This window comes from Actinoplanes sp. NPDC051537 (genome assembly GCF_055586105.1).
On the sequence record NZ_JBVJIU010000004.1, the window covers coordinates 86,782 to 113,505 of the forward strand.

General features: G+C 72.4%; 23 protein-coding genes. 17 read left to right on the top strand and 6 right to left on the bottom strand.

The genetic code is table 11. The features are described from left to right. Positions 1-12 precede the first annotated feature (12 nt). The 3 genes from ACZ6TB_RS10110 (at position 13) to ACZ6TB_RS10120 (ending at position 2,748) form a co-directional block, all read left to right on the top strand. Positions 13-1,389, top strand: coding sequence for an MFS transporter (locus ACZ6TB_RS10110; protein ID WP_465552714.1), 1,377 nt, complete (start codon positions 13-15; stop codon positions 1,387-1,389). A gap of 530 nt (positions 1,390-1,919) precedes the next feature. After that, positions 1,920-2,120, top strand: a complete 201-nt coding sequence (locus tag ACZ6TB_RS10115; protein WP_465552716.1) for a hypothetical protein — start codon at positions 1,920-1,922, stop codon at positions 2,118-2,120. A gap of 25 nt (positions 2,121-2,145) precedes the next feature. Beyond that, positions 2,146-2,748, top strand: coding sequence for a class I SAM-dependent methyltransferase (locus tag ACZ6TB_RS10120; RefSeq protein WP_465552718.1), 603 nt, complete (start codon positions 2,146-2,148; stop codon positions 2,746-2,748). Here the strand turns inward: ACZ6TB_RS10120 and ACZ6TB_RS10125 are convergent. Next, positions 2,741-5,137, bottom strand: coding sequence for a beta-glucosidase (locus ACZ6TB_RS10125; protein WP_465552720.1), 2,397 nt, complete (start codon positions 5,135-5,137; stop codon positions 2,741-2,743). The two genes, ACZ6TB_RS10120 and ACZ6TB_RS10125, sit on opposite strands and share 8 nt — an antisense overlap. A 36-nt stretch (positions 5,138-5,173) precedes the next feature. Here ACZ6TB_RS10125 and ACZ6TB_RS10130 point away from each other — a divergent pair, with 36 nt between their 5' ends. Continuing rightward, entirely contained in the window at positions 5,174-6,175 is a 1,002-nt protein-coding gene (locus ACZ6TB_RS10130; protein ID WP_465552722.1) for a LacI family DNA-binding transcriptional regulator, read from the top strand. A 97-nt stretch (positions 6,176-6,272) separates the two neighbouring features. Beyond that, positions 6,273-6,743: a hypothetical protein gene (locus ACZ6TB_RS10135; protein WP_465552724.1), complete on the top strand. Its 471-nt coding sequence runs from the start codon at positions 6,273-6,275 to the stop codon at positions 6,741-6,743. 118 nt (positions 6,744-6,861) lie between these two features. Here the strand turns inward: ACZ6TB_RS10135 and ACZ6TB_RS10140 are convergent, their stop codons facing one another. Beyond that, the gene (locus tag ACZ6TB_RS10140) at positions 6,862-7,464 is read right to left on the bottom strand and encodes a hypothetical protein (RefSeq protein WP_465552726.1); all 603 of its coding nucleotides are present in this window, start codon (positions 7,462-7,464) and stop codon (positions 6,862-6,864) included. A 164-nt stretch (positions 7,465-7,628) separates the two neighbouring features. On the opposite strand from ACZ6TB_RS10140, the gene ACZ6TB_RS10145 reads away from it, so the two are divergent. From ACZ6TB_RS10145 to ACZ6TB_RS10185, 9 genes are all read left to right on the top strand, one after another. After that, the gene (locus tag ACZ6TB_RS10145) at positions 7,629-8,936 is read left to right on the top strand and encodes an efflux RND transporter periplasmic adaptor subunit (RefSeq protein ID WP_465552728.1); all 1,308 of its coding nucleotides are present in this window, start codon (positions 7,629-7,631) and stop codon (positions 8,934-8,936) included. Positions 8,937-9,006: 70 nt separating this feature from the next. Further along, the gene (locus ACZ6TB_RS10150) at positions 9,007-9,771 is read left to right on the top strand and encodes a response regulator transcription factor (protein ID WP_465552730.1); all 765 of its coding nucleotides are present in this window, start codon (positions 9,007-9,009) and stop codon (positions 9,769-9,771) included. Then, a complete protein-coding gene (locus tag ACZ6TB_RS10155) occupies positions 9,768-11,285 on the top strand; it encodes a sensor histidine kinase (RefSeq protein ID WP_465552732.1) in 1,518 nt (505 codons plus the stop codon). Before ACZ6TB_RS10150 ends, ACZ6TB_RS10155 begins: the two co-directional genes overlap by 4 nt. Positions 11,286-11,350: 65 nt before the next feature. Beyond that, on the top strand, positions 11,351-12,583 hold the full coding sequence (locus ACZ6TB_RS10160) for an efflux RND transporter periplasmic adaptor subunit (RefSeq protein ID WP_465552734.1): 1,233 nt from the start codon (positions 11,351-11,353) through the stop codon (positions 12,581-12,583). Beyond that, positions 12,580-13,317, top strand: coding sequence for an ABC transporter ATP-binding protein (locus ACZ6TB_RS10165; protein WP_465552736.1), 738 nt, complete (start codon positions 12,580-12,582; stop codon positions 13,315-13,317). Before ACZ6TB_RS10160 ends, ACZ6TB_RS10165 begins: the two co-directional genes overlap by 4 nt. Beyond that, positions 13,314-14,537 (top strand): ABC transporter permease, encoded by a 1,224-nt coding sequence (locus ACZ6TB_RS10170; protein WP_465552738.1) that lies wholly within the window; start codon positions 13,314-13,316, stop codon positions 14,535-14,537. The genes ACZ6TB_RS10165 and ACZ6TB_RS10170 overlap by 4 nt, the downstream gene beginning before the upstream one ends. 20 nt (positions 14,538-14,557) lie before the next feature. After that, positions 14,558-15,139, top strand: a complete 582-nt coding sequence (locus ACZ6TB_RS10175) for a hypothetical protein (RefSeq protein WP_465553641.1) — start codon at positions 14,558-14,560, stop codon at positions 15,137-15,139. Positions 15,140-15,252: 113 nt separating this feature from the next. Beyond that, positions 15,253-18,018 carry a helix-turn-helix transcriptional regulator gene (locus ACZ6TB_RS10180; RefSeq protein ID WP_465552740.1) on the top strand — a complete coding sequence of 922 codons (2,766 nt, stop codon included), beginning with the start codon at positions 15,253-15,255 and terminating at the stop codon, positions 18,016-18,018. Positions 18,019-18,181: 163 nt separating this feature from the next. Beyond that, the gene (locus tag ACZ6TB_RS10185) at positions 18,182-18,439 is read left to right on the top strand and encodes a hypothetical protein (protein WP_465552742.1); all 258 of its coding nucleotides are present in this window, start codon (positions 18,182-18,184) and stop codon (positions 18,437-18,439) included. Here ACZ6TB_RS10185 and ACZ6TB_RS10190 read toward each other — a convergent pair. Further along, positions 18,427-19,452 carry a TerC/Alx family metal homeostasis membrane protein gene (locus ACZ6TB_RS10190; protein ID WP_465552744.1) on the bottom strand — a complete coding sequence of 342 codons (1,026 nt, stop codon included), beginning with the start codon at positions 19,450-19,452 and terminating at the stop codon, positions 18,427-18,429. The two genes, ACZ6TB_RS10185 and ACZ6TB_RS10190, sit on opposite strands and share 13 nt — an antisense overlap. 81 nt (positions 19,453-19,533) lie before the next feature. Beyond that, positions 19,534-20,295 carry a dioxygenase family protein gene (locus tag ACZ6TB_RS10195; protein ID WP_465553642.1) on the bottom strand — a complete coding sequence of 254 codons (762 nt, stop codon included), beginning with the start codon at positions 20,293-20,295 and terminating at the stop codon, positions 19,534-19,536. Positions 20,296-21,107: 812 nt separating this feature from the next. Between ACZ6TB_RS10195 and ACZ6TB_RS10200 the strand changes: the two genes are divergently transcribed. From ACZ6TB_RS10200 to ACZ6TB_RS10210, 3 genes are read left to right on the top strand one after another with little or no spacing between them, the layout of a single operon-like run. Beyond that, positions 21,108-21,758 carry a GOLPH3/VPS74 family protein gene (locus tag ACZ6TB_RS10200; protein WP_465552746.1) on the top strand — a complete coding sequence of 217 codons (651 nt, stop codon included), beginning with the start codon at positions 21,108-21,110 and terminating at the stop codon, positions 21,756-21,758. A 37-nt stretch (positions 21,759-21,795) separates the two neighbouring features. Continuing rightward, positions 21,796-23,310 carry an APC family permease gene (locus ACZ6TB_RS10205; RefSeq protein ID WP_465552748.1) on the top strand — a complete coding sequence of 505 codons (1,515 nt, stop codon included), beginning with the start codon at positions 21,796-21,798 and terminating at the stop codon, positions 23,308-23,310. Continuing rightward, the gene (locus tag ACZ6TB_RS10210) at positions 23,307-23,906 is read left to right on the top strand and encodes a GNAT family N-acetyltransferase (RefSeq protein WP_465552750.1); all 600 of its coding nucleotides are present in this window, start codon (positions 23,307-23,309) and stop codon (positions 23,904-23,906) included. Before ACZ6TB_RS10205 ends, ACZ6TB_RS10210 begins: the two co-directional genes overlap by 4 nt. Positions 23,907-24,049: 143 nt before the next feature. Here ACZ6TB_RS10210 and ACZ6TB_RS10215 read toward each other — a convergent pair whose 3' ends face one another. Together ACZ6TB_RS10215 and ACZ6TB_RS10220 are read right to left on the bottom strand one after the other, a co-directional pair. Continuing rightward, positions 24,050-25,786, bottom strand: a complete 1,737-nt coding sequence (locus ACZ6TB_RS10215) for a serine/threonine-protein kinase (protein ID WP_465552752.1) — start codon at positions 25,784-25,786, stop codon at positions 24,050-24,052. Between the two features lie 127 nt (positions 25,787-25,913). After that, positions 25,914-26,666 carry a GntR family transcriptional regulator gene (locus tag ACZ6TB_RS10220; protein WP_465552754.1) on the bottom strand — a complete coding sequence of 251 codons (753 nt, stop codon included), beginning with the start codon at positions 26,664-26,666 and terminating at the stop codon, positions 25,914-25,916. Positions 26,667-26,724: the final 58 nt, after the last annotated feature.

Genomic DNA, 26,724 nt, shown 5'->3' on the forward strand with positions numbered 1-26,724 from the left:
AATGATCTAGGAATGGAACGTGGCGCGCGCCGGCTGGCCCTCTTGGTGGCCGGCGCGTACTTCATGGAGATCCTGGACGCCACCGTCATCTCGCCCGCGGCCCCGCACATCGCGGCCGATCTCGGTGTCGCGCCGGTCACGATCAACGTCGCCATCACCGCGTACGTGCTGACGCTCGCCGTCCTGATCCCGATCAGCGGCTGGCTCACCGAGCGTTTCGGCGCGCGTCGCGTCTTCGCGGTGGCGATCGCCATCTTCACCCTGGCCTCCGCCGGTTGCGCGGCCGCCGAGAGCCTCCCGATGCTGGTGGCGACCCGGGTCCTGCAGGGCGTGGGCGGCGCCATGATGGTGCCGGTCGGCCGCCTCGTCGTCATCCGGACCACCGCCAAGACCGACCTGGTCCGGGCCGTCGCCTACCTCACCTGGCCGGCCCTGGTGGCGCCCCTCGTCGCGCCCGCCCTCGGCGGGATCCTCAGCACGTACGCCTCCTGGCGCTGGATCTTTTTGATCAATCTCCCGCTCGGCCTCGCCGCGCTGCCCCTCGCGCTGCGCCTGGTCCCCGCCGTCCGCTCGGCGACCCCCGGCCGGCTCGACCTGCGCGGCTTCCTGCTCGCCGCCCTCGGCATCGCCGCCCTGGTCTTCGGCCTGGAGGGGGTGGCCGAGCCCCGCCCGCGCTGGCCGCTCGCGATCGGCGCCCTGATCGTCGCCGCCCTCGCCCTCGGCGGGACGATCGCCCACCTGCTGCGCGCCTCGCGCCCCCTGGTCGACCTCCGCATCCTGGCCGTGCGCACCTACCGCGTGACCGCCCTCGGCGGCTCGGTGTTCCGCGCCGTCATCACCGCCATCCCGTTCCTGCTCCCGCTGTTCTTCCAGATCGGCTTCGGCTGGAGCGCCGCCCACGCGGGCCTGCTGGTGATCGCGCTGTTCGCCGGCAACATCGGCATCAAGCCGGTGACCACGCCGCTGATGCGCCGCTTCGGCATGCGCGCGGTGATGCTGGGCGCCGTCATCGCGTCCGGGGTGTGCCTGGCCGGCATCGCGCTGCTCCAGGTAACCACGCCGCTGCCGCTCCTGCTGGGCCTGCTGGCGCTGAGCGGGATCTTTCGGTCGATCGGCTTCACGACGTACAACACGGTGGCCTTCGCCGACGTCCCCGCTGCGCGCATGACCAGCGCCAACACCTTGATGTCGACGGTCCAGGAGCTGGGCGGCGGCCTGGGCGTGGCGGCGGGCGCTCTGCTGGTCCGCCTGGGCGCGGGTGTCGGGCTGGCCGATGAGAGCGCTTATCGTTTCGCCTTCGCGCTGCTGGCGGTCCTGTTGCTGGTCCCGGCGATCGAGGCGTTCGTGCTGCCGCGCTCGGCCGGGAACGTGGTCGCCGGCCGGGCCTGATCCGGGCGCCTTTGCTCTGCTTACCTATGCGCGCGTCGCTGGGTTGGTGTTGTCGCTCTGCTTACCTATGCGCGCCTCGCTGGGTTGGCGGTGTCGCTCTGCTTACCAACACGCGCGGCTTTGGCTCTGCGGGCCCAGCGCGGCGGTTGGCCGGCGCTGGGTCGGGTGGGCGAGCGTCGGGCGGGCGGGGGTCGGGCAGGCGAGGGCCGGGCGGGCGAGGGCCGGGCGGGGTCGGGCGGGCGAGGGTCGGGCGGGCGAGGGTCGGGCGGGCGAGGGTCGGGCGGGGGCCGGGCGAGCGCGGGGTCGGGCGGGGGCCGGGCGAGCGCGGGGTCGGGCGGGGGCCGGGCGAGCGCGGGGCCCCGGGCGAGCCTCGATTGCCACAGTGGGTCGTCTGACGGTCCTAGCTGCACAAACAGATGATCAACCGGGCGACCATCGGCCAGGGTGGAGCGCCGGGTTGGACGACGGCTCGCGACCGGATGTGGCGTTAGCTTCACGTGATCTTTGTGGTGCGGTTGAGGAGGCGGCGCGTGGAACTGGTCGAACGCCGGTGGTTCCGGCGGATCCTGGGCTTCCTGAGGCGCACGCCGCGGGCCGCCGCGACGACCGGGCTGCTGGCCGCTACCCGCGATTGGGAGCGCGAGCAGCCGGAGACCGAGCGCGCCGGCGCCTCCGGTGTGCACGCCGAGCTGACCGCCGCCGCGCGGCTCGACGACACGACCGACGCCTGAGCGGGAAACCGGCTTCAATGTCGGTGTGAGTGGACGCGACTGGGTGGGATGGCACGCCGACTACGAGGTGCCGGGTTCGTCGCTGGCCCGGCGGCTCGAGGTGGTGCGGGGCTATCTGCGGCGGGCACTGGCCGAGTTGGGCGACGGCGGCCTGGTCGTCAGCATCTGCGCCGGCGACGGGCGGGACCTGCTGCCCCTGCTGGACGGGCCGCGGGCGGTGCTGATCGAGTTCGACCCGGAGCTCGCCGAGCGCGCCCGGCGTAACGCGGGCGGCGGCGTCGAGGTGCGGGTGGGCGATGCGGGGGACCGGCGGACCTACGACGGGATCGGGCGGGCCGATCTGTTTCTGGCCTGCGGGGTCTTCGGGAACGTCAGCGACGACGACATGCGGCGGACGATCGCGGCCCTGCCCGCGCTGCTGAGACGCGGGGCAACGGTCGTGTGGACCCGCGGGAAGGGTGACGACGGGCCCGACCGCGGCCAGGAGGTGCGCGAGGAGTTCGGGCGGGCCGGGTTCGTCGAGCTCGACTACGCGGCGCCGGCGGATGCTCGGTATCGAGTCGGGATGTGCCGGTGGGTGGGTGGGGACGGCGGGGAGCTTCCGGAGCGGCTCTTCACGTTCAGCTGACGATCGCGCGGACGTCGCCCAGGCCGCGGGCCACCAGGAACTCGCCGCCGTCGGCCAGGCGGGACCACGACGACGTGGCGGGATCCCAGCGGCGCCACAGGCGGGCGTCGGTCTGGACCACCACGCGGGCGGACTCGCCGGGGGCCACGCGCACCGCCGTCCAGCCGACCAGGCGGATGGGCTCGTCCTTCTCCACCGGGCGCAGGTAGACCTGCACCACCTCGCGGCTCGGGCGGGCGCCCACGTTGCGGACGGTGGCGGTGATGGCGGGGGCGTCGCCGGTCACCAGGCGGACGTCGCGGTACTCCCACTTGCCGTACCCGAGGCCGTGACCCAGCCAGAAGGCGGGCTCGGGCGCGCGGCCCGCGTGGTGGCCGCGGTAGCCGATGAAGGTGCCCTCGGTGTACGGCAGCTTGCCGTCGACGGGGGTGACCGACCAGGCGGGCGCGGCGCCGTCGGCGGCCGGGAACGTGGTGACCAGGCGGCCGGCCGGCTCGATGTCGCCGAGCAGGGCGGCCGCTACGGCGTGGCCACCCTCCTGGCCGGGCAGGCCGGCCCACAGCACGGCGTCCACCCGGGACAGCCACGGCATCAGGACCGGGGTGGCGGCGTTGACGACCACGACCGTGCGGCGCGCGGCGCCGGCCACGGCCTCGACCAGGGCGTCCTGGGCGCCGGGCAGGGCGAGGGTGGACTTGTCGGCGGACTCGGTCTCCTGCTCCTCGGTGAGGCCGACCACGACCACGGCCACGTCGGCGGCCGCGGCGGCGCGGACGGCCTCGTCGATCACGTCGACGGTGGACCGGGACGCGTGGTGGGCGATCAGGCCGAACAAACCCATGTCCGAGGCGAGGGTCACGGTGGCGGTGAGCGTCGCGCCGGGTGCGACCGAGAAGCGGTCCGTACGCAGCGGCGGCGTGAGCACCTCTTCACCGAACCCGTGCCCGGAGGCCCGCAGCGAGAAGTCCAGCGTGGAGAAGCCGGACACCGCGACGGTCCAGTCCCCGACCCCGATCGGACCGAGCTCCACCGCACCGGACGCGGAGGCGACGACCCCGGTCAGCCGGGCCGACGCGACCGGGCCGTCGAAGTCGTCGTCCATGCCGATCATGGTCGAGGACTGCGGGCAGAACCGCTCCTCCAGCACCTCGCCGGCGGCGTCGTACAGCGTCACCCGGATGCCGGCCTGCCCGGTCTCGGGGTCGGTCAGGAAGCCGTCGCGCGCGGGCACCGGCCGCTCCCGCACGTCGACGCCGTCCACGACGGTGACCGCGGAACCGAGCACCGCGGTCAGGCCGGTGGCCACACTCACCTGATGCGGCGGGTTGACCTGGGCCGAGCCGCCGCCCATGTCGATCGTCTCGAGGGCGTGCCGGCCGATCAGCGCCACCGACCCGGCGCGCGCCAGCGGCAGCACGTCACCGGAGTTCTTGAGCACCGTCATCCCGGAAGCGGCAAGACGGGTGAGCTGCTCCCGGCGTACGGCCGAATCGGGGTCCGGAAGCGACGACGGCCAGGAACGCCCGGCGCCCAGCGCGCCCACCCGCCGGGCCAGCAGGAGCAGTCGCGCGAGGTGGTCGTCGATCGCCGACTCGTCGACGTCGCCGTCGCGGACCGCCCGCACCAGCGCGTCGCCCCACGGACCGGACGGGCCGGGCATGACCAGGTCGAGGCCGCCGTTCGCCGCCTCCGCCGCCGTCCTCGTGGCGAACCAGTCCGACATGATCAGGCCGTCGTAGTCCCACTCGCCCTTCACGACCTCGTTGATCACGTGATGCTGCTCGGTCGCGGCGACCCCGTTGACGTCGTTGTAGGCCGCCATCATCGACCAGGCGTTCGCGTCCTCGACGGCGATCTCGAACGGCAGCAGGTAGAGCTCGCGCAGCGTCGTCTCGTCCACGATGCTGTCCATCGTGTTCCGCTCGGTCTCCGACTCGTTGGCGACCAGGTGCTTCAGGCACGCCGCGACGCCCTTTTCCTGCATTCCGCGGACGTACGCGGCGGCCAGCCGCCCGGTGAGCAGCGGGTCCTCCGAATACGCCTCGAAGAGCCGGCCCCCGAGCGCGGTACGGTGCAGGTTGATGGTGGGACCGAGCACCACGTGGATCTCCTGGGCCATCGCCTCCTCGGCGAGCAGGGCCCCGACCTCGTACAGCAGGCGCTCGTCCCAGGAGGAGGCGAGCAGCGTGGCGTTGGGGAACAGCGAGACCACCCGGCCGCCGGAGAACTTGAGGCCGCGCACGCCGGTGGGTCCGTCGGAGAAGCGCATCTCGCCCAGCTCGATCGCGGGCGCGGTGGCGAGGGTGAACGCGGAGGCGCCGGTGAGCAGGCGCACCTTGGCCGGCAGGTCGAGAGACTTGACGAGGGCGGCGAGGTCGTCGGTGGTCATGGCCTCATGGTTACACGTGTAAGTAAGCTTGTCACCATGAGCGAGCACCCTCGCCGGGTCACCAGCGCCGACGTCGCGGAGCTGGCCGGCGTCTCCCGCGCCACGGTCAGCTACGTCCTCAACGACACACCGCGGCAGACCATCTCGCCCGGCACCCGCACCCGGGTCCTGGACGCGGCCGCCCGGCTCGGCTACGCGCCCAGCGCCGCCGCCCGCACGCTGCGCACCGGCCGCTCCGACGTGGTGCTCTGCCTGCTGCCGGACTGGCCGATCGGCCCCGAGGTGGGCTCGATGCTGGGCAACCTGTCGACCGCGCTGGCCCGGCACGGCTACACGTTCGTCGTGCATCCCGGCAACCGGGAGGACCGCCCGATCGGCGAGATCTGGAAGGCGATCACGCCGGCCGCCGTCATCGCCTACTCCGAGTTCACCGAGGGCGAGATCGCGGCGATGCGGGCGGCCGGGGTGGCGCTGGTGGTCGCCCTCCTCGGCAGCGACCACCACGACGGGCGGCGCGAGCTCGAGATGCCGCAGCAGCTGGTCGGTCGCCGGCAGGCCGCGCACCTGGCCGGCACCGGTCACCGCCGGATCGGTTACGCCTACCCCGACGACGAGCGGGTGCGGATCTTCGCGGAGCCGCGGCTGGCCGGGGTGCGGGCCGAGTGCGCGGATCAAAACCTCGGTGGTCCGGCGATCGAGACGGTCGCGCTCGATCCGGTTCAGGCTTCCCATGCCGTACGCCGCTGGCAGGCGGCGGGCATCACCGGTGTCTGTGCGTACAACGACGAGGTGGCGCTCGCGGTCCTGGCCGGCGTGCGCCTGCTCGGTCTGCGCGCGCCGGCCGACCTGGCGGTGATCGGCGTCGACGACATCCCGCCCGCGCGCCTCGCCGTCCCCGCGCTGACCACGGTGACGACCGACCAGATCGCGATGGCCGCCTACCTCGCGGCCACCGTCGTCGCCGCCGTCAACGCCCGGCCCGGACCGGAGGTGCCGACGTCCGACCTGATCCGGCTGGTCCGCCGGGAGAGCGCCTGACCCGTACAGAGAACGCACAGGCCCGGCACACGAGGGCCTCAGGCTGCGGGCGAATGGTGAAGGGACATCACTGATATCCGCACAGGGGGACCGCGCCATGCTCGTGCAGCTCAACCGCCACACCGGTGCCCGTGACTTCAGCGCCACGGCGACCGACCTGCCGCTCAACCCGGCGAGCCTGCCCGCCTCGACCGGACCGCGCCCCGTCGTGGCCGTGTTCGGGCCGCGCAGCCGGGTCGGCGGCCTCGACCAGCATCTGCCGCACGGCTGGCTGGTCCGCTACCCCGGCGACCTCGACGAGGTCGTCCCCGACGAGCTCGTGCTCTTCGCCGGCGCCGCGGTCCGCGACGTGGCGCTCGCCCGCCGCCTGCTGCCCGGCCGCACCCAGATCGTCGCGCTGGTCGACGACGCCGCCCCGGCCGAGCTGGTGGCCGCCGTGCTCACCGCCGGCGCCGACGCCTGCGTGCGCGGCGGGCAGCCCGCGATACTGGCCAGCCACCTGGTCGCCTGCCGCCGCCGGCAGCTCGCCGGCCGCTGGGCCGCGGTCAACCACCAGGACCGCCACTGAGAACGCCGCCGGGCCGCCCGCGTCGCGCCGGGGGGTGCGCGTCGCGAGCGGCCCGGACAACGGGCCGCGCCGCCGCTGCCGTTACGGGGGGATACGACAGAGGCGGCGCGGAGCTTCTCTAGGCGGTGGGCGTCGCGCCGGCCTGCGGCTGCAGCACCTTGCAGGTCTCCATCGCCTTCTTGACCGTCGGGTCGGTGGTGTTCAGCGGCGTCTCGCCCTGAGTCACCCCGTGCTGCTGGAGGCAGTTGCGGTAGGCGGCGTTCGCCCCGTTCCCGCCGTTGCGGTTGCCGCCGCCGAACGACGGCCGCACCGACGCGCACGCGTCCTGCGCCTTCTGCCAGGTCGCGTCGTCGACGCCGTCCGGCTTCTGCAGGAATCCGCCGCCGCCCGGGAACCCGTTGCCGTTGCCGCGCGGGAAGCCGCTGCCGGAGGGCCGGGGCATGCCGGACGGGAAGCCCTCGCCCGGTGCGCGGGAGGCGCCGTCGGCGCGCGGGGCGCGGGACGGCAGCGTGATCGTCACGCCGTTCTTCTTCATGCAGTCGATGTACGCGGTGAACGCCTGGTTGTTGCCGCCACCACCGCCGTTGCCGGTGCCGTTCCCGCTGCCGCCGCCCGAGGAGTCCGAGCTGCCGCCGCCGCAGGCCGCCACGAGCAGCACGGCGGCGGACGCCACGAACAGCGCCGCCGCGCGGCGGGGCGCCCTGGAACTGACTGTGCGCACGATGCCTTCTTTCCTCGGCCGTAGGTGTCGCACCACCCAAGCCCGGCTGCCTCCAGAGAACATCGGACGTTCCTCAGAGTTCGCTCGGAGCGGTCCGGTGCTCCGAGGGAACTCCGAGGTGGGACCGAGGCGGCGGCGAGTTGCTTTCGGAACACTTCCCGGCCATGGGTGAAGCTCTGGCCGGTCGACGGCGCTGGATCTGGGTCGCCGCGGCTGTCGTCGTGCTCGCGCTGATCGTGTACGGGGTGGTGCACGCGCTGAACGCGAGCGCCACCGAGAAGCCGAAGGCGGCCGCCACCGCGGCGGCCGACCGCGGCGCGGTGACCACCGAGGTGGCCACGACCGGGACGTTGCAGCCGGCGCAGACGCGCAGTTTGTCGTTCGCGGTGGCGGGCACGGTCGAGAGCGTGTCGGTCCGGGCCGGCACCACGGTCACCGCCGGGCAGACGCTGGCCAAGGTCGACGACTCGGACGCGACCGAGACCGTGGACAACGCGCAGGACTCGCTGGACGACGCCGAGGACGCGCTGACCGAGGCCAAGGACAACGCGGCCAAGGCGACCAGCTCCACGACCACCGGCACCGGGTGCAACGTGGCCGCGGCGTACACGTCGCCCTCGGTCTCGCCCTCCGCGACCGCGACCGTCTCGCCCACCCCGACCGCCTCGCCCACCAGGACCGCCACCCCGTCCCCGACGAAGACGACGACGACCGCGCCGACCCGGACCGCGGCGCCGACCACGACCGGCACGACCGGGGGCGGCCGCACCGGCGGCGGCACCGGCACCGGCACCGGAGACGGATCGTGCACCGGTACCGGCAGCGGGAGCGGCAGCCAGCAGGGGAGCGGGCAGCAGAGCGGCGGCGGCACCGACCAGATCCTCAGCGCCGAGCAGCGGGTCAACCAGGCCACCACCGCCCTCGAGAAGGCCGAGGAGGCGCTCGAGGGCGCGACGATCACGGCGCCGATCGCGGGCCGGATCATCAGCGTGAGTGGCAAGGTGGGCAGCCAGGTCGGGGCCGGCTCGACCTTCATCACCCTCGCCGACGTCTACGACATGCAGATCAGCGCCGACTTCCCGGAGGCGGACGCGGACCGGCTGGCGGTCAAGCAGAAGGGCGTGATCACCCTCGCCGACCGTCCGGGCACGGAGTTCAAGGCGACCGTCGTGCAGGTCGACCCGACCGGCACCAGCGACGGGACGATGGTCCGCTACGGCGTGCTGCTCGCCTTCGACGAGGCGCCCGAGGACCTGCTGGTCGGTCAGAGCGCCAACGTCAAGGTCACCACCGGATCGAAGACCGACGTGCTGCGCGTGCCCAGCACCGCGGTGCACGACGTGCACGGCGACAGCGGCACGGTGCTCGAGGGCGGCGCCCAGACCAAGGTCGGGGTCGGTCTCCGGGGTGACCAATACACCGAAATCACCTCCGGTCTCACCGAGGGTGACCAGGTCGTACGGTCGTGGTGATCGCCGCGGGCACAGCTCGCTCCCGCGGTATTCATAGGGAATTCAAAGGTAGCGTTGATATCCCTTTCGAGTGCTATCTGATTCCCGTACCTCCGTCGCCCTCGGCGAGCCCCCGGCCCGGGCCGCCGCCCGGGTCCTGGTCGTCGACGACGAGCCGAATATCTCCGCCCTGCTGAGCGCCACGCTGCGGCTGGTGGAGTTCGACGTGCGGGTGGTCGACTCCGGCCACCGGGCGCTGGTGGCCGTCGAGGAGTTCGAGCCCGACCTGGTCGTGCTCGACGTGATGCTGCCCGACCTGGACGGCTTCGACGTGGCCAAGCGGCTGCGCGCCAACGGCAGCCGGGTGCCGGTGCTGTTCCTCACCGCGCGCGACGCGGTCGAGGACCGCATCTCGGGGCTGTCGGCCGGCGCCGACGACTACGTCACCAAGCCGTTCAGCCTCGAGGAGGTCGTGCTGCGCATCCGGGCGATCCTGCGCCGCAGCCAGCCCGAGACCGCGGCCGCCGACCACCCGGGCGACGCGGGCGTGCTGCGCTACGCCGACCTCGAGCTCGACGAGGACGCGCACGAGGTCCGCCGGGCCGGCCGGCTGATCGACCTGTCGCCGACCGAGTTCAACCTGCTGCGCTACCTGATGATCAACGCGGGACGGGTGGTCAGCAAGGCGCAGATCCTCGACCGGGTGTGGAAGTACGACTTCGGCGGCGACGGGCGCATCGTCGAGTCGTACGTCTACTACCTGCGCCGCAAGATCGACAAGACCGACCCGCCGCTGATCCACACCGTCCGCGGCGTCGGCTACGCCCTGCGCCTCCCACGCGGCGGCGAGGAGTGAAATCCCGGCTCCGCTGGCGACCGCGGCGGTGGGGCCACTGGACACTGCGCGCCCGCCTCGTGCTGGTGGTCGGCGCGCTCGCCGCGGTCGCCCTGATCGTCGCCAACATCGCCGGCCTCGTGCTGATCCGGACCTATCTGCTGGGCCGCATCGACGACCAGCTGCGGGGGATGACCCGCCCGTTCGCCGACCGGCCGGCCGGCGTCACCTACGCCCCGCGCGGCCGCTTCCTGCGGATCGGCCCCGACCAGGTGATGTACGTCTACCACGCGGACGGCTCGCTCGACCCGCTGCGCAGCTCGACCACCGACGCGACCCGGCCGCCGGTCGAGCGCGTCACCGACGTCCAGGCCCGGGCGGCGACCGGCCAGCCGTACACGATCGGCGCGACCGACGGCAGCGCCGACTGGCGGGTGATCGCCGTGACCGACGGCGAGGGCGGCGGCTACGCGGTCATCGGGCTCTCCCTCTCCGAGGTGCAGCAGACCACCGACCAGCTGATGCTCATCGACGCCGGCGTCTCCCTGCTGGTGCTGGCCCTGCTGGCGGGCGGCGCCTGGTTCGTGGTGCGGCTCGGCCTGCGCCCGCTCACCGACATGGAACGGCTGGCCACCGACATCTCGGCCGGCAACCTCTCCGGCCGCGTCGCCGACACCGACCCGCACACCGAGCCCGGCCGGCTCGGCGTCGCGCTCAACTCGATGCTCACCCGCATCGAGGCCGAGGTCGACGCCCGCACCACGAGCGAGCGCCGGCTGCGCCAGTTCGTCGCCGACGCCTCGCACGAGCTGCGCACCCCGCTCACCTCGATCCGCGGCTTCGCCGAGCTCTACCGCCGCGGCGGCGCCCCGCCCGGCCCGGCCCTCGACGAGACGATGAGCCGCATCGAGGGCGAGGCCGGCCGGATGGGCGTGCTGGTCGAGGACATGCTGATGCTCGCCCGGCTCGACCGGCAACGGCCGCCCGCGCTGCGCCCGGTCGACCTGCTCGAGATCGCCGCCGACACGATCCGCGACGCGCACGCCCGGGTGCCGAGCCGTCCGGTCCGGCTGGCCGGGCTCGAGGACGACACCGACACGTTCGAGCCGGCCACCGTGCTCGGCGACGAGCACGGCCTGCGCCAGGTCGCCACCAACCTGGTCGCCAACGCCCTGCAGCACACGCCGGCCCGGTCCCAGGTCACCGTCCGGGTGGGGCGCCTGCCGTCCCGGCCGCCGCGGTCCAGCACCGTGCTCTCCGGCCCGGCCACGGTTCGTCCCGGCCTGCCGCTGGCGGTCTTCGAGGTCACCGACGACGGCCCCGGCGTGCCCGACGCGCACGCCCCGCGCGTCTTCGAGCGGCTCTACCGCGCCGACTCCAGCCGCACCCGCGGCAACGGCGGCGGCTCGGGCCTCGGCCTGTCGATCGTGGCGGCGATCGTTCACGGTCACGGAGGGTGGGTGGAGCTCGACGCGCCCCGCGGCGGAGGGGCGGTTTTCCGCGTCCTGCTGCCGACCTCCGGTGACGCGCCGTGAGATTCCGAGCTGGCTCCGAGGTTCCGACGAAGATCCTCCCAGGCCGCCGCATCACAGTGTCCGGCATGCCAGCGCGCCTTAACCTGCGACGTCCCACGGTGGCGGTCAACGCCGCCCTCGTCGTCGCCCTCGTCGCCGGTGCCTTCTGGGCATACGAGACCCTGTCAGGACCGGACACCACGACGGCCGCCAACGCCTCGGTGCGATCGGTCGCGGTCCAGCAGGGCACGGTCACCAAGACCGTGACCGCGGACGGGACCGTGGAGAGCGCGAGCACGGCGAGCGCGAGCTTCGTGACCGGCGGAACGGTCACCGCGATCAACGTCAAGGTCGGATCGGTGGTGAAGAAGGGGCAGGTGCTCGCCAAGGTCGATCCGGCCGACGCGCAGCGCACCCTCGACTCGGCCAACGCCGACCTGGACGCGGCGAACGACTCGCTCACCCGGGCCGAGGACGCCGGCTCCGACACGTCGAGCGCCGAGAACTCGGTCGAGCAGGCCAAGCTCGCGGTCGCCGAGGCCGACGCCGGCGTCGACGGCACGGTGCTGACGGCGCCGATGGGCGGCACGGTCACCGCGGTCAACGGCACGCTCGGCAGCTCGTCGTCCGGCTCCGGCTCGTCGTCGTCCGGCAGCTCCAGCGGCAGCGGCAGCCAGGGCGGGAGCCAGGGCGGCGGCTCGACGGGGTCCTCGTCCTCGTCGAGCTCGTCGTCCTCCTCGTCCGGCTTCATCGAGATCGAGGACCTGACGAAGCTGCAGGTCACGGCCGCCTTTGCCGAGGCCGACGCGACCAAGCTCAAGGAGAAACAGGTCGCCGGCGTCACCTGGAACGCCCTGTCGGGCACGACGGCGACCGGCAAGGTGGCGGCGATCGACCCGTCGGCGATCACGTCCAACAGCGTGGTGACGTACGGCGTGACGCTGAGCCTCGACAAGGTGCCGACCGGCGCCAAGGTCGGCCAGACCGTCTCGGTCTCGGTCACCACCGGCAGCGTCGAGAACGCCACCTTCGTCAATTCGGCGGCCCTCACGACGGTCGGCAACCGGCACACCGTGACGGTGGTCAGTAACGGTCAGCAAGAGGTCCGGCAGGTCGAGATCGGACTCGAGGGCGACCAGGCCACCCAGATCACCTCGGGCGTCACGGCCGGCGAGCAGGTCGTGCTCAAGACGACGTCGACCAGCACGAGCGGCAGCAACGGCTTTCCCGGCGGCGGCGCGGGCTTCCCCGGCGGCAACCTCGGCGGCGGCGGCAACTTCGGTGGCGCCAACCGCGGCACCGGCGGCGGCACCCGATGAGCCGGCCGGTCATCGAGGTCCGCGACCTCAAGAAGATCTACGGCGAGGGCGAGGCGACCGTGCACGCGCTGCGCGGGGTGTCGCTCGTCGTCGAGCGCGGCGACTACGTGGCCATCATGGGCTCGTCCGGCTCCGGCAAGTCGACCCTGATGAACATCCTCGGCGCCCTCGACGTGCCCACGCACGGCAGCTACCACCTGGACGGCGTCGACGTGAGCAAGCTGGCCGACCGGCAGCTGGCACTGGCCCGGAACCGGCTCATCGGCTTCATCTTCCAGGCGTTCAACCTCATTCCCCGTACGTCCGCGGTCGCCAACGTGGAGCTGCCGCTCGCGTACGCCGGGGTGAAGCAGCGCGAGCGCCGCCGCCGTGCCCTCGCCGCGCTCGACGTGGTCGGCCTCGCCGACCGTGCCCGGCACGAGCCCAACCAGCTCTCCGGCGGTCAGCAGCAGCGCGTCGCGGTGGCCCGGGCGCTGGTCACCGAGCCGGCCCTGCTGCTCGCCGACGAGCCCACCGGAAACCTCGACAGCCACTCGACCGAGGACGTGCTCAACGTCTTCGACCAGCTCAGCAGCTCCGGCCGGACGATCGTGATCATCACGCACGAGCCCGAGGTCGGCGCCCGCGCCAAGCGGCTGATCCGCCTGGTCGACGGCCAGGTCGTCGAGGACACCCGGCAGTCGCCCCTTCACCTGCCGCCTGTGGGCGCCTTCGCAGGACGGCACGCCGGATGAGTTTTCACGAGGTAGTGCGCTTCGCGCTGCGTGGCCTGTCGGCCAACAAGTTGCGCTCGTCGCTGACCATGCTCGGCATTCTGATCGGCGTGGCCGCGGTGATCCTGCTGGTCGCCGTCGGCAACGGCTCGGCCAAGGCGATCAGCGACCGGATCGAGGCCCTGGGCACCAACACCATCACGGTGATGAGCACCAACCGCGGCGGGTCGAGCAATACGGCGCTGACCGCCGAGATGGCCGACGCGCTCGACGACCAGGCCATGGCGCCCGACGTGCGGTCGGTGTCGCCGGTGGTCAGCTCGTCCGCGACCATCACCTACGAGGGCACCGACCACGACGTCAGCTCGTTCGTCGGCACCACCCCCGGCTGGTTCACCGCCTCGAACACCCCGGTCGGCACCGGCGCCGGCTTCACCGCCGACGACGAGACGCAGGGCCGGCGGGTGGTGGTGCTCGGCCGGACCGTGGTCGACGAGCTGTTCCCCGGCGTCGACCCGATCGACAAGCAGGTCACCGTCGGCGGCGCGCTGTTCACCGTGGTCGGCGTGCTGCAGGAGAAGAGCTCCACCGGCTTCCAGGACGCCAACGACACCGCGATCGCGCCGCTGAGCGCCGTCCGCCAGGTGCTCACCGGCTACGGCGCGCTCAACTCGATCCTGGTCGAGGCCAAGAACCCGGACAAGGTCGACGCCGTCGAGTCCGAGGTCTCCACGATCCTCAACCAGCGGCTGAACGTCTCGGCGACCAGCACGGCCACCTCCGGCAGCGGGTCGTCCAGCACGCCGTACCGGATCCAGAACGCGTCGCAGCTGCTGGCGACGCAGACCGAGACCGCCGACACGTTCACCACGCTGCTCGGCGCCGTAGCAGCGATCAGTCTGCTCGTCGGCGGCATCGGCATCACCAACATCATGCTGGTCACGGTCACCGAGCGAACGCGGGAGATCGGCATTCGCAAGGCACTCGGCGCGCCCCGGCGGGTGATCCTCACCCAGTTCCTCATCGAGGCCACCCTGCTGAGCGTGATCGGCGGCGCCCTCGGCGTCGCGGCCGCGCTGATCGGCAGCAGCTTCGAGATCGTCGGGGTCAAGCCGGTGATCGTGCCCAGCTCCATCGGGCTCGCCCTGGGCGTGTCCATCGCCATCGGACTGTTCTTCGGCGGCCTGCCCGCCAGCCGCGCCGCCCGCCTGCGTCCCATCGACGCGCTGCGCTACGAGTGAGGACCCCCGCTGTGACCGGAATGAATGACGACACCGCCGTGCTGCACGCCATCCCGGCCGATCCGTCGGACGACGACCCGCGCGACGACGGCCTGGCGCAGGAGCTGGCCAAGGCGGCGCCGAAGAAGTGGTGGAACAAGGCGACGATCGTGCTCGGCGCGACCGTGCTGCTGATCGGCGGGTTCGTCGGCGGTCTCCAGGCCCAGAAGCAGTGGGGCACGAGCGCGACCTCCACCGGCAACCGGTCGGCGGCGTTCCCGGGCGGCGGCACGGGCTCGGGCCGCTACGGCGGCGGCTCGGGGGCGTACGGCTTCCCGGGCGGCGGGAACTTTCCTGGCGGCGGCACCGGGGCTGCTCCCACGGCCGCCGCGGCCGCAGCCGGCACGACCGGCACGGTGAAGCTGGTCGACGGCGACACGATCTATGTGCAGACCGCCGACGGCAACGTGGTGACGGTCAAGACCACCGGCAAGACCACGGTGTCGACCGCGAGCAAGGGCAAGGTTTCCGACGTCAAGGCCGGCCAGAGCGTCACCGTCCAGGGCGCCACCGGATCGGACGGCACGGTCACCGCGACGTCGGTGACGGCCCAGAAGAAGTGAACAAGAAGGCAGATATGTGACAAGATCAATACCTTGTCATATGTGAACCCATTGATGACCACCCTCCAGGTTCCTAGGCTGGGGTCCAGCTGAAGACCTAGGGGGTGACTCGCGTGCCGTCCGACGCGACCCTCCGCGGCCGCGGCGCGCTCCTCGCGGCGATCGAGCATCGCCTCGGCGTCGGGGGCGGCGTAGCCCTGCACGGGCCGGCCGGCATCGGCAAGACCGCGGTCCTCGACGCGGTCGCCACCGCCGCCGGCGCGCGGGGCGAGATCGTGCTGCGGTCGCGCCCGGTGCGCACGGAGCGCTCCCTGCCGTACGCGGGAATCGCCGACCTCGTGGCCCAGTTGCCGGAGGAGGCCGCCCAGGCCCTGCCACCCGCCCAGCGTGCCGCCCTCGCCGCCCTGCGGCAGGGCCTGCCCCCGCGCGTCGGCACCCCCGCGCTCGCCCGCCGCCTCGTGCTCCCGCTGCTGCTCGCGCACTGCGCCCGCCGCCAGGCCGTGCTGCTGGTGCTCGACGACGCCCAGTGGCTCGACGCCGAGTCGGCCGAGCTGATCGGCTTCGCCATGCGCCGGCGCCCCGGCCAGCGGGTCCGGGTGCTCGCCGCCCAGCGCCGCCCCGACCCGGCCGGGAAGCGCCGCGCCGCCCGGCTCTGCCCCGCGCCCGTGCTCGAGCTCGCCGTGCCGCCGCTCGAGGCCGACGACCTCACCGTCATCCTCGAGGCCCGCGGCCTGCCCTGCCGCACCGCCAGCCGGATGCACGAGGCCAGCGCCGGCAACCCGTTCCTGGCCCTGGCGCTCGGCGCCGCGGTCGCGCCCGGACCGCCCTGGCGGCCCGCGCCGATCCCGGAGGCCGCCCGCGAGCTGCTGCGCGACCGCCTGCTCGCGCTGCCCGCCGGGGTGCGCGCCACGCTGCTGATCGCCGCGCTCGCCACCGAACCGACCACCACCGTGCTGCCCCGCGCCGGCCGCGACGACGCCGCCCGCGACCTGCGGCTGGCCGCCGCCGGCGGGGCGATCGAGCTCGACGGCGAGGCGATCCGGTTCACCCCGCCGCTGCTCGCCCAGGTGCTCACCGAGGAGGCCACCGCCGCCGAGCGGCACGCCGCGCACGCCGCCCTCGCGGCCGGCGCGCTCGACCCGACCGAGGCGCTGCGGCACCGGGCCCTGCGCACCGGCCGGCCGGACGCGGCGGTGGCCCGCTCGCTCGGCGCCGCCGCCGACCGCCGGGCCGAGCGCGGCGCCGGGCGGGCCGCCGCCGAGCTCTACCTGCTGGCCGCCGACCGCTGCCCGCACACGCTGGCCGGGCAGCGCCTCGACTGGCTGGTCGCGGCCGCCCGGGCGGCCACCACCGGCGGCGCGCCCGCGCTGGCCGGCCGGGCCGCCGAGGCGGTGATCGCGGCCGAGGACGCGCCCGCCGGGCACCGGGTGCGGGCCCGGCTCGTGCTGCTCGACCTGGCCGGGCAGGGGCTCGCCGAGATGGGGGAGACCTTCGCCGCGGCGCTGGCCGAGGCCGGCGACGACCCCGCCCTGCTGGCGCCCGTGCGCCTGCGGCTGACCTGGCTCGCGTTCCTCACCGGCGACCCGGACCGTGCCGCCACCGAGGCCGGTCGCACGGTCGACGCCGCCCGCCGGGCCGGCGACCCGACCACCGAGGCCATGGGACTCAGCCTGATCGCCCAGGTGCAGCGGCTGCGCGGCGAGGCCCGCTGGGCCGACACGCTCGCCCAGGCCCTCGAACTGCCGGCCACCCCGGCGCCGGACTGGCTGCACTACGGCCCGCGCTACATGGCGGCCCGGTTCGCGATGGTCGACGACCGGCTCGACGAGGCCCGCGACGAGCTGCTCAAGCTGCTGGTGGTGGCCGAGCACGACCGGATCGGCGAGGCCCGGGTCGAGGTGCTGCGCAGCCTGTCCGAGGTGGCGACCCGGGCCGGACGCTGCCGGGAGGCCCTGCAGTACGCGCACCGTGCCGTGCACGCCGCCCAGCACGCCGGGCTGAGCCCCGGCCCGACCTGGTACACGGCGGCGGTGGCCGAGCTGGCCGGCGGGAGCCTGGCCGCGGCCGCCGGTTTCGCCCGGCGCGGGGTGCGGGCGTCCGAACAGGAGAGCGACAGCCTCTACCTGCGACGCAACCTGCACGCGCTGGGCCAGGCCGAGCTGCGGGCGGGGGAGACCCGGGCCGGGGTGGCGGCGCTGCGCCGGCTGCGCGACCTCGAGGCCGAGTCCGGCGGCGCCGACCCGATGATCGTGCGCTGGCACGGCGACCTGGCCGGCGGCCTGGCCTCGCTGGGCGAGCACGCCGAGGCGGCGGCCACCCTGGCCGAGGCCCGCGCCGCCGCGCACCGGCTGGGCAACACCCCGGGCACGGTCGGCTATCTCGACCGGGCCACCGCCGTGGTGCTCTCGGAGAGCGGGCAGGCCGACTCGGCGGTGGTGCTGTCGGCCGCCGCCGCCCGGCACTTCGAGCAGCTGCACCAGCCGATCGAGCAGGCGCACGCGCTGCTCGTGCAGGGCGGGGCCGAGCGGCGCCGGCGGCGGTACGCGGCGGCCCGGATGGCGATCGGGGCGGCGCTGACGATCTTCCTGGCCGCGGACGCCAAGCCGTGGGCCGAGCAGACCGAGCGCGCGCTGGCCCGTACGGAAGGCAACTCGGCGTCCGGCATCCCGCCGCTCGACCTCGGCCTCACCTCGACCGAGCTGCGCATCGCCGGGCTCGTGCGGGACGGCGCCAGCAACCGGGAGATCGCCACCCAGCTCTACCTCAGCGTGAAGACCGTCGAGGCCACGCTGACCAGGGTCTACCGCAAGCTCGGGGTGCGGTCGCGCACTCAGCTCTCGTCACGCCTCGCGGTGTCCGACATCACCTCCACCGCCTGACCAGGTCTTTGGCCACTGTGAGTGACGGCGACCACTGATTTGCCGTAACCGGGATCACTTCCGTCGCGAGAGTTTTACCTGGTCGTTTTGGGGATGAAGCGTGCCCCGTGCATTGTTGTACCGGATGCAAGAACACTACGATCCGTTGAGGAGACACAAGGTCATGCAGCTCTCGTCAAGGCTTCGCGACGTCCGCACGGCTGTGGCGAACCGCCGGACCATCCGCGTCGCCCACCGCCGGCTCTCCAACGAGCTGGCTTCGTTCCGCACCACGGCCGAGCGGGCCGAGCTCGACGAGCTTCTGAGCCGCCACTCGGCGGAGGAGACCCGGGAGATCCGGGCCATCCTCTACCGTCAGGACGTCGAGCGTCAGCAGTCCGCCATCCGGCAGACCGCGGGCCTCGGTGGCTACATCGGCTGACGTTCCTCGCCTTTCGGCGAGTCGGCCTTCGAAGATCGGACCCGGACACTGCCCGCGTGGGCCTTGGTGTCCGGGTCTTTCCGTACCTTGATCAGGCTCGCCACCGTGGTGACGACCAGGACCAGCACGATGACCGTCAGCGAGAGGCCGATGCTGACCTCGGGCACCGCGTGGCTGATGTCCTTGTGCGCCCAGTGCAGCACCAGCTTGACGCCGATGAACGCCAGGATGAGCGACAGCCCCGTGGACAGGTAGACCAGGCGGTCGAGCAGGCCCTTCACCAGGAAGAACAGCGCGCGCAGGCCGAGCAACGCGAAGGCGTTGGCGACGAAGACGATGTACGCCTCGTCGGTCACCCCGAACACCGCGGGAATCGAGTCGAGCGCGAACAGGATGTCCGAGCTGCCGATCGCGATCAGCACCAGGAACAGCGGCGTGAACATGCGCCGGCCGCCGACCCGGGTGATCATCTTGCCGTCCACGTAGTCGTCGGTGAGCGGCAGGAACCGGCGGCCGGCCTTGACCAGCACGTTGTCGTCGATGTCGGGATCTTCGTCGCGGTGCCGGAACAGCTGGATCGCGGTGAAGATCAGCAGCAGCCCGAAGATCAGGAACATGAACGAGAACAGGTTGAGCAGGGTCGCGCCGAGCGCGATGAAGATGACCCGCAGGATCAGCGCGATGATGATCCCGAAGGTCAGCACCTCCTGCTGGTACTTCTCCGGCACCGCGAACGTGGTCATGATGATCACGAACACGAACAGGTTGTCGACCGAGAGGCTCTTCTCGACGATGTAGCCGGCGTAGAACTGCGCGCCGAAATCCCAGCCGGCGACGCTGCCGAACACGGCGCCGAAGGCGACGGCCACGGCTATGTAGAAGGCGGACCAGAGTGCCGCCTCACGGAACCCGACGGCGTGCGGGCGCAGCACGCCGAGAGTCAGATCGAGGGCGAGCAGGGCGACGATGACACCGATGGTCAGCGTCCAGCCGAGCGCGGTGACCTCAAGCAACGGGGAACCTCCGGGCTTCTAAGCGGGGATGATTCCTTTGAATTGTCCCCGCTTACCCTGGGAAGTTCCTGACCGCAGTGGTCAGACCACCTGGAACGAGCGCTTCGCGAGGCCCATCCAGAAGCCGTCGATGGGCTGCTCGGGCGCCCGCTCGGCGTCGTCGGCCGCGCCGAGCGTGAGGAACATCGGCGCGAAGTGCTCGATCGTCGGGTGCGCCCACGGCATGCCCGGCGCCCGGTCGCGGAAGTCGGCGAGCTCGTCGACGGCGCCGCGGGCCAGCGTCTCGGCCGCCCAGGCGTCGAACTCGCGGGACCAGCCCGGCGCCGGCGCGTCGGTCCGGAAGTCGCGCAGGAACGGCAGGCCGTGCGTGGTGAACCCGGAGCCGACGATCAGCACGCCCTCGTCGCGCAGCGGAGCCAGGCGGCGGCCGAGCTCCAGGAGCCGGTCCGGCTCGAGGGTGGGCAGGGACATCTGGAGTACGGGGATGTCGGCGTCCGGATACATGACGGTGAGCGGCACGTACGCCCCATGGTCGAGGCCGCGCGCGGTCCGGGCGACATGCTCGCCGTCGGGCATCAGCTTCTCGATGCGGGCGGCCAGCTCGGGCGCGCCCGGGGCCGGGTACTTCACCTCGTAGTAGCGGCGCTCGAAGCCCCCGAAGTCGTAGACGAGCGGAACGGTCTCGGTGGCGCCGAGCATGAGCGGGGCCGACTCCCAGTGGGCGGAGGCCATGAGGATCGCCTTGGGCCGCGGGAGGCCGGCCGTCAGCTCCTGGAGCTGCGCGACCCAGCGCGCGTCGTCGACCAGCGGCGGGGCGCCGTGGCTCAGGAAGAGGGCGGGCATGCGACTCACGGGGGACCTCCGTTGAAGCTTCAAGTATCAGTATCCGATGGTACGCCGACTTATTTGCGCCGTCAACGAAATTTGGATTGCGCCGCGTGGTGGGGCCTGTGCGTTCCGTCGCGATGCCGCCCGGCCCGGGGCGGGGTGGTGACGCCGGGTGTGGGTTGATAGGGGTCTTTGCGGCCTTTGCGGCGCACTCCTCTTTGGACCTTGAAGAGTTTGTGCGCCGTGCGAGCACGAACTCTCCAAGATCGCGGCGAGGTGCGGCGCAGCGGGGGGCAGCGGGGAGCGCAATGGCTCGGCGGGCGGTGGTGCGGGCGGGGCGGGGCGGGTGGTGCGGGCGGGGGGCTGCGGTGGGTGATCGGCGTGCTGGTGGTGACTTGCTGTCGGTGGGGTGCCGGAATTCGTATGGATGCGAACGATTCGGTTTTGGGCGGCCCGGCGGGATTCTTGGCTACTCAGCGTATAAGTTGATCTGGTTCGATACTGTCCGTTATCGCATGATTGCTACCGGCGGAACGCATCGGTGTCTATCTACTTGATCGGGTGCGGTCGCTCGAACGTGGGTTAAATTCGTTTTACATCGAATGAGTGACATGTATGAAAGTGCTGGTCAGAAGCGTTCGTAGAAATGCATTTCCGGATCGGACGGTGCGCGTCCGAACTCTCTCCCCAAAGGACATTGCATCCGGCCTGGCGCGCTGGCATGCTACGCGATGTTGCGCAGGGGGGCGCTCAACGTAACGGATGGCGATGACTGACCGGGTTCACGGTTAGTAGTCGCCATGGGGAGTCAATAAGGAGGGCCCGCAGTGGCGTCGTCGCCGCAGCTTCCCCTCGCCGATGATCTGTTCTTGACCGCCCACGACACGGTCAAGGGCAAGTCGTTGCTGACCCCGGCCACTCTTGGCCTGGGTCTTGCGGCGGCGCTCATCGGCGAACTCGTGTTCTGGCGGCGGCTGGATCTGATCGACGGCAAGCTCGCGTTGATAGACGATCGGCCGACCGGTGATCCGGCGACCACCGCCGTCCTCGACCAGTTGCTGCGCGAGGGTCACCATCGCGCGGTTCGTGACTGGATCTCCTTCCTGGCCACCGGCATCGCGACCGACCTGGTCGAACGCCGCCTGTCCCGGGCCGGCCTGCTGCATCGGCAGGAGAAGCGCGGCCTGCTCGGCACCAAGGTGGCGTTCGTGCCCGCCGACTCGATGGTCGCCGGCTGGCCCGCGACCCGCATCCGCACGTTCATCGGCCGTGGCGAGCTCCTCGACGTCTCCGACCTCGTGCTGGCCGGCCTGATCCTGGCGACCGGCCTCGACCAGCACGTCTTCATCACCCTTGACGCTCGCGGCCGCGAGCAGCTGTTCGACCAGTTCCGGCGCCGCCTTCCGGCCATGCTGCAGGAGCTCGTCGCGCACGCCGAGGCCGCGGTGGGCGATGCCGTCATGGCTCGGCGCGCCTAACACCCCTCACCCCCTCAACCCCCTCCTGGAGACCCTCGTGTCCACCACCGCATCACCACCGAACAGCCAGCTGTCATCGGCACTGGCTCGCGACCGCCTCGGCGTCGCCGCGGTGGTCTTCTTCGTGATGTCGGCGGCCGCGCCCCTCACCGTGGTCGCCGGCGTCGTGCCGACCGGTCTCGCCGTCACCGGCCTGACCGGCGTCTCGATCGCCTTCGTCGTCTTGGCCGTGGTTCTGGCGATCTTCGCGGTCGGCTACGTCGCCATGGCGCGGCACATCGCCAACGCCGGCGCGTTCTACGCCTACATCTCGCAGGGCATCGGCCGGCCGTTCGGCGTCGGCGGCGCCTGGCTGGCGCTGCTCGCGTACAACTGCTTCCAGATCGCCGCCTACGGCGGTTTCGGCGCGATCGCGTCGCCGCTGTTCAAGGACTGGTTCGGCCTCGACATCCAGTGGTGGGTGCTGGCGCTGGTCTGCTGGGCGATCACCGCGATCCTCGGCGTGCGGGACGTCGCGGTCAACGGCCGGGTCCTCGCCACCCTGCTGGTCGCCGAGATCATCCTGGTCGTCGTGTTCAGCTTCGCCGACATCTTCTCGCCGAACTTCCACCCCTCGAGCGCGCCCGTCGACCTGGGCAGCCTGGTCGGCACCGGCTCCGGCGCGCTGCTGGCGATGGCGATCACCGGCTTCGTCGGCTTCGAGCAGTCCGTGGTCTTCAGCGAGGAGTCGCGCGACCCGCGGCGTACCGTGCCGCGCGCGACGTACATCGCCATCGCACTCATCGCGATCCTGTACGGCTTCGCCTCCTGGGCGATGATCTCGGCGGCCGGTGACGACGTGATCGCCCGGGCCGGCAACGAGGGTCCGGACCTGTTCTTCAACGTCGCGTCCGACCAGCTCGGCTCCGCCGCCGTGCACCTCGGCCACGCGCTGTTCCTGACCTCGCTGATCGCCGCGATGATCTCGTTCCACAACATCATCTCGCGGTACACCTTCTCGCTCGGCCGCGAGGGCGTCCTGCCCCGTGCCTTCGGCCGCACGGTGCCCAGCACCGGCGCACCCCGCAACGGTTCGCTCGCCCAGTCGGCGCTCGGCCTGATCGTCATCGTTCTCTACGCGGTGATGGGCTGGGACCCGCTGGTCCAGATGTTCTTCTGGGGCGGTTCGGCCGGCGGCATCGGCGTCCTGCTGCTGATCACGGTCACCTCGGTCGCGGTCATCGGCTACTTCGCCCGCCACCCCGAGGGCGAGGACTTCTGGCACCGCATCGGCGCCCCGGTCCTCGGCACCGTCCTGCTGCTGGTGATGAGCTACCTCACGCTCACCAACATCGCGACGCTGTTCGGCGTCGAGCCCGGCAGCGGGCCGACCTGGGTCGTGCCGCTGGCGTTCGGCGTGGTCAGCCTGGCCGGCATCCTCTGGGCGCTCGTTCTGCGCAGCAACCGTCCCGACGTCTACCAGGGCATCGGTCTCGGGGCCCGCAGCGCTACCACCGGAACGGGCCGCGGCGGGTTCGCCGCTGCGCTCGCCGGAGACCAGGAGGGCCAGTGAGCTTCGAGATCCGTCCGGCCCGCGAGGACGAAATCCCCGCCGTAGGTCACCTGATCAGCCTGTCCTTCTTCGACCTGGCGGCGGACGCCTACCTGGTGCCGCCGCTGGACGACCGGCTGCCGGTCATGGCCGACTTCTTCGCGATGCTTTCCGAGCACGCGTACAAGTACGGCCGGGTCGACGTGATCGACAACCCGGCCGGCGACGGCCTGGCGGCGACGGCCGTGTGGTTCGACTACACGACCGAGTCGCCCGAGCCGGAGAACTACGAGGAGCGCCTGCGGTCGCTGGCCGGGGAGTACCTCGACCGGTTCATCGCGCTCGACCAGCTCTTCGAGAAGCACCACCCGCACGACCCGCACTGGCACCTCGCGTTCCTGGCCGTCCACCCGGACCACCAGGAGCACGGGCTGGGCAGCAAGCTCATGAAGCGGACGCACGACGAGCTCGACGCGGCGGGCGTTCCGGCATACCTCGAGGCCACGAACGAGAACAACGTGCGCCTCTACCGCCGGACCGGCTACGTCGACATGGAGCCGTTCGAGATGCTGCTGCCGGACGGCACGCCCTTCTTCCGGATGTGGCGCGCGGTCTGACGGTCAGTAGTCCGAGGTGAGAAGGCGTGGCCACCGTCCGGCCACGCCTTCTCCTGCGTCGCCATCGACCGCCCCCACCCTCGTTGGGTGGGGGTAGGCAAGCACGGGGATCTGACAAAAACGCGGCGTTGTCCACAGCGGGCCTACCACTCGAACTCCGGGCCCTGGGCGCTGCCGCCCGGGATCAGGGGGCGCTCGGTGTACTGCCACGTCTCGACGACCACGTAACGGTGGCCGCGGGGCGGGGTCAGGTCGGTCGGGCCGCAGTCGTGGCGGAACGCGAAGTCGGTGAACATCACGGCCTTGCAGGTGAACGGGCCCGCGGCGATCTGGTTGGTCTTGACGTCGCGCACGCTCAGGGCGATGTCGGCCTGCACGCCCGGCGCCGCCTCCATCTGGCCCATCACGCGGATCGACGGGCCGACCGCATGGCAGGGCCGGGCCAGAACCGGATGACCCAGGTCCCAGCTGTACGCGTCACCGCAGCGCCAGGGTCCGAACTGGGCCTTCGCCCGGCCCTTGACCCCGCCGGCGCCGGCGCCCGCGCTCACCCCGGTCCCGGCCGGCGTGCCGGCGATCGCCGCCTCGCCCTCGACCCGCTCGGGGAGCGCCCCGGGACCGCCGAGGGCGGGCGGCTGGGCGCCGGAAATCTTCGACGGGAGCTGCCCGGCCGTGGGCGCGGACGGGGTGAGGCCGGTGGGGCCGCCGCTCGCGGGGACGGCGCCGGGGACGACCGCGCCGGGGAGCCGGGCCTGCGTGGTGGCCTGCGGCTGGCGGCCGCCGCCGATCAGGTGCCAGGCGTTGTAGCCGCTCAGGCCGGACACCGCGATCGAGGCGGCGACCAGCGCGACCATCATGCCGGGGCGGCGCCACACCCAGGAGCGGGGGCCGTTGCGGGGGCGCCGGCGGGCCGGCGGGCGGCGCGACGGGTGCGGCTGTCCCAGGTGCGCCGTGATCCCGTACGCGAGCTCGGGGTTGAGGGTTGCCGAGGTCAACGCGGGACAGCCGGTCATCCGGCGGGCCAGCTCCCGCAGCGCGACCCCCAGCTCACCGGCCGTCGGGCGGCGGGACGGGTCCTTGTCGAGGCACCACTCGATCAGCTCCCAGACCGGCAGCGGCAGGCCGGGCGGGCGTTCCGGCGTCTCCTCGACGTGCCGTCGCAGCACCGCGAGCGGCTCCCCACCGTACGGCGGATGGCCCGTGATCAGCTCGTAGAGGACGATGCCGGCCGAGTAGACGTCGGAGGCCGGCTCCGCCTCGCCGTGGATCGCCTCCGGCGCCATGTAGTGCGGCGTGCCGACGATGGCCTGCGGCGTGGTGAGGCCGGCGGCGTCGAGCACCCGCGCGATCCCGAAGTCGGTGAGGCGTACCTCGTGGTGGTCGCCCTCGGGAACCTCCTGCAGCAGGATGTTGTCGGGCTTGACGTCCCGGTGCACCACGCCGAGCTCGTGCGCCTGGGTGAGCGCGGCGGCCACCTGGGCGAGCAGGCTCGCGGCCTCGGACGGCGGCAGCGTGCCCGCCGCGATCAGCCGGTTGCGCAGCGAGCCGCCGCTCACGTAGTCCATCACCAGCGCGAGCGAGCCGCCGACGCTGAACAGGTCGTGCACGCCGACGATGTTCTCGTGGCGCATCATCATCAGGATCGTGCGCTCCTGCACGAACCGGATGACCAGCTTGGGCTGCCGCAGCAGTCCTTCGTGGAGCAGCTTCACCGCCACCGGCTCGCCGGTCGAGCGGTCGATGCCGCGCCACACCGTCCCGGTCGCGCCGTGCCCGACCGGGCAGACGAGCACGTAGGAGTTGCCGACGCAGCGGCCACTCAGGTCTGCCGTGGCGGCCTCGCTCGGCTGCACGCCACTCATCGAGAGGGATGTCCGCACGCGACGATCGTGCGGATCGGCCGGGCGGCGGGCAACTCCCGGCGCCCGTTCTGTCATGGACGGCGAGTCACGAGAACTCGCCGTAACTTCTCATATTCTGAGTCGTTCGTCCGACAAAGCCCGTTTTTCAGCCCGCCGAGAGATTCAGCTCGAAGCTGTAGCGACTGGCCCGGTAGAGGTGGCTGCCGTACTCCAGAGCGCGGCCGCCGCCGTCCCAGGCGGTGCGGGTCATCGTGAGCAGGGAGGCGCCACGCTTCTCGGCGAGGGTGCGGGCCTCGGCGGCGGAGGCGGTGCGGGCGCCGATCACCTGGGTCGCGATGCGGGGAACGTGGCCGGCCCGGCGGAGCAGCTCGTAGAGGCCGTGCGTGGCCAGGTCGGCCTCGGTCACCTCGAGGACGTCGAGCGGGATCGCGTTGTGCATCAGGGCGAGGGGCTCGCCGCCGGCGAAGCGCAGGCGCTCGATCCAGGTCACCTGCGTGCCGGGGGTGAGCGACAGCGCCGCGGCGATCTCGTCGGAGGCGGGGACGACCTCGAGGTCGAGCACGTCGGTCCGCGGCGTGCGGTCGCCGGCGACCAGGTCGTCGTACAGGCTGGAGAGCTCGACCGGACGCCGGACCTTGGGGTGCACCACCTGCGTGCCCACCCCGCGCTTGCGCACCAGCATGCCGCGCTCGACCAGATATTGGATCGCCCGCCGCGTCGTCGGCCGGGACACCCCGAGCCGCTCGGCGAGGTCGACCTCGTTCTCGATGCGGTCGCCGACCCCGATCTCACCCTTCTCGATCAGCTCCTGCAACCGGGTCGCCACCTGGTAATACAGCGGCACCGGGCTGGTCCGGTCGAGGTGGACCGGACGGACCGAGGCCGGGTCGGTTGTCACGGCTATCTCTCCCCCTGAAGATCTGGTTCAGATGGTGCAAGTCAGTTTGTCAGGACAA

What these genes read in the sequence shown, in the direction of transcription:
- ACZ6TB_RS10130 (WP_465552722.1), top strand. Translation starts at nt 5,174, where the DNA reads ATGAGCGAGCACCCTCGCCGGGTCACCAGCGCCGACGTCGCGGAGCTG.
- ACZ6TB_RS10195 (WP_465553642.1), bottom strand. Translation starts at nt 20,295, where the DNA reads ATGCCCGCCCTCTTCCTGAGCCACGGCGCCCCGCCGCTGGTCGACGAC.
- ACZ6TB_RS10185 (WP_465552742.1), top strand. Translation starts at nt 18,182, where the DNA reads ATGCAGCTCTCGTCAAGGCTTCGCGACGTCCGCACGGCTGTGGCGAAC.
- ACZ6TB_RS10125 (WP_465552720.1), bottom strand. Translation starts at nt 5,137, where the DNA reads ATGACCACCGACGACCTCGCCGCCCTCGTCAAGTCTCTCGACCTGCCG.
- ACZ6TB_RS10160 (WP_465552734.1), top strand. Translation starts at nt 11,351, where the DNA reads ATGCCAGCGCGCCTTAACCTGCGACGTCCCACGGTGGCGGTCAACGCC.
- ACZ6TB_RS10135 (WP_465552724.1), top strand. Translation starts at nt 6,273, where the DNA reads ATGCTCGTGCAGCTCAACCGCCACACCGGTGCCCGTGACTTCAGCGCC.
- ACZ6TB_RS10145 (WP_465552728.1), top strand. Translation starts at nt 7,629, where the DNA reads ATGGGTGAAGCTCTGGCCGGTCGACGGCGCTGGATCTGGGTCGCCGCG.
- ACZ6TB_RS10175 (WP_465553641.1), top strand. Translation starts at nt 14,558, where the DNA reads ATGAATGACGACACCGCCGTGCTGCACGCCATCCCGGCCGATCCGTCG.
- ACZ6TB_RS10110 (WP_465552714.1), top strand. Translation starts at nt 13, where the DNA reads ATGGAACGTGGCGCGCGCCGGCTGGCCCTCTTGGTGGCCGGCGCGTAC.
- ACZ6TB_RS10170 (WP_465552738.1), top strand. Translation starts at nt 13,314, where the DNA reads ATGAGTTTTCACGAGGTAGTGCGCTTCGCGCTGCGTGGCCTGTCGGCC.
- ACZ6TB_RS10165 (WP_465552736.1), top strand. Translation starts at nt 12,580, where the DNA reads ATGAGCCGGCCGGTCATCGAGGTCCGCGACCTCAAGAAGATCTACGGC.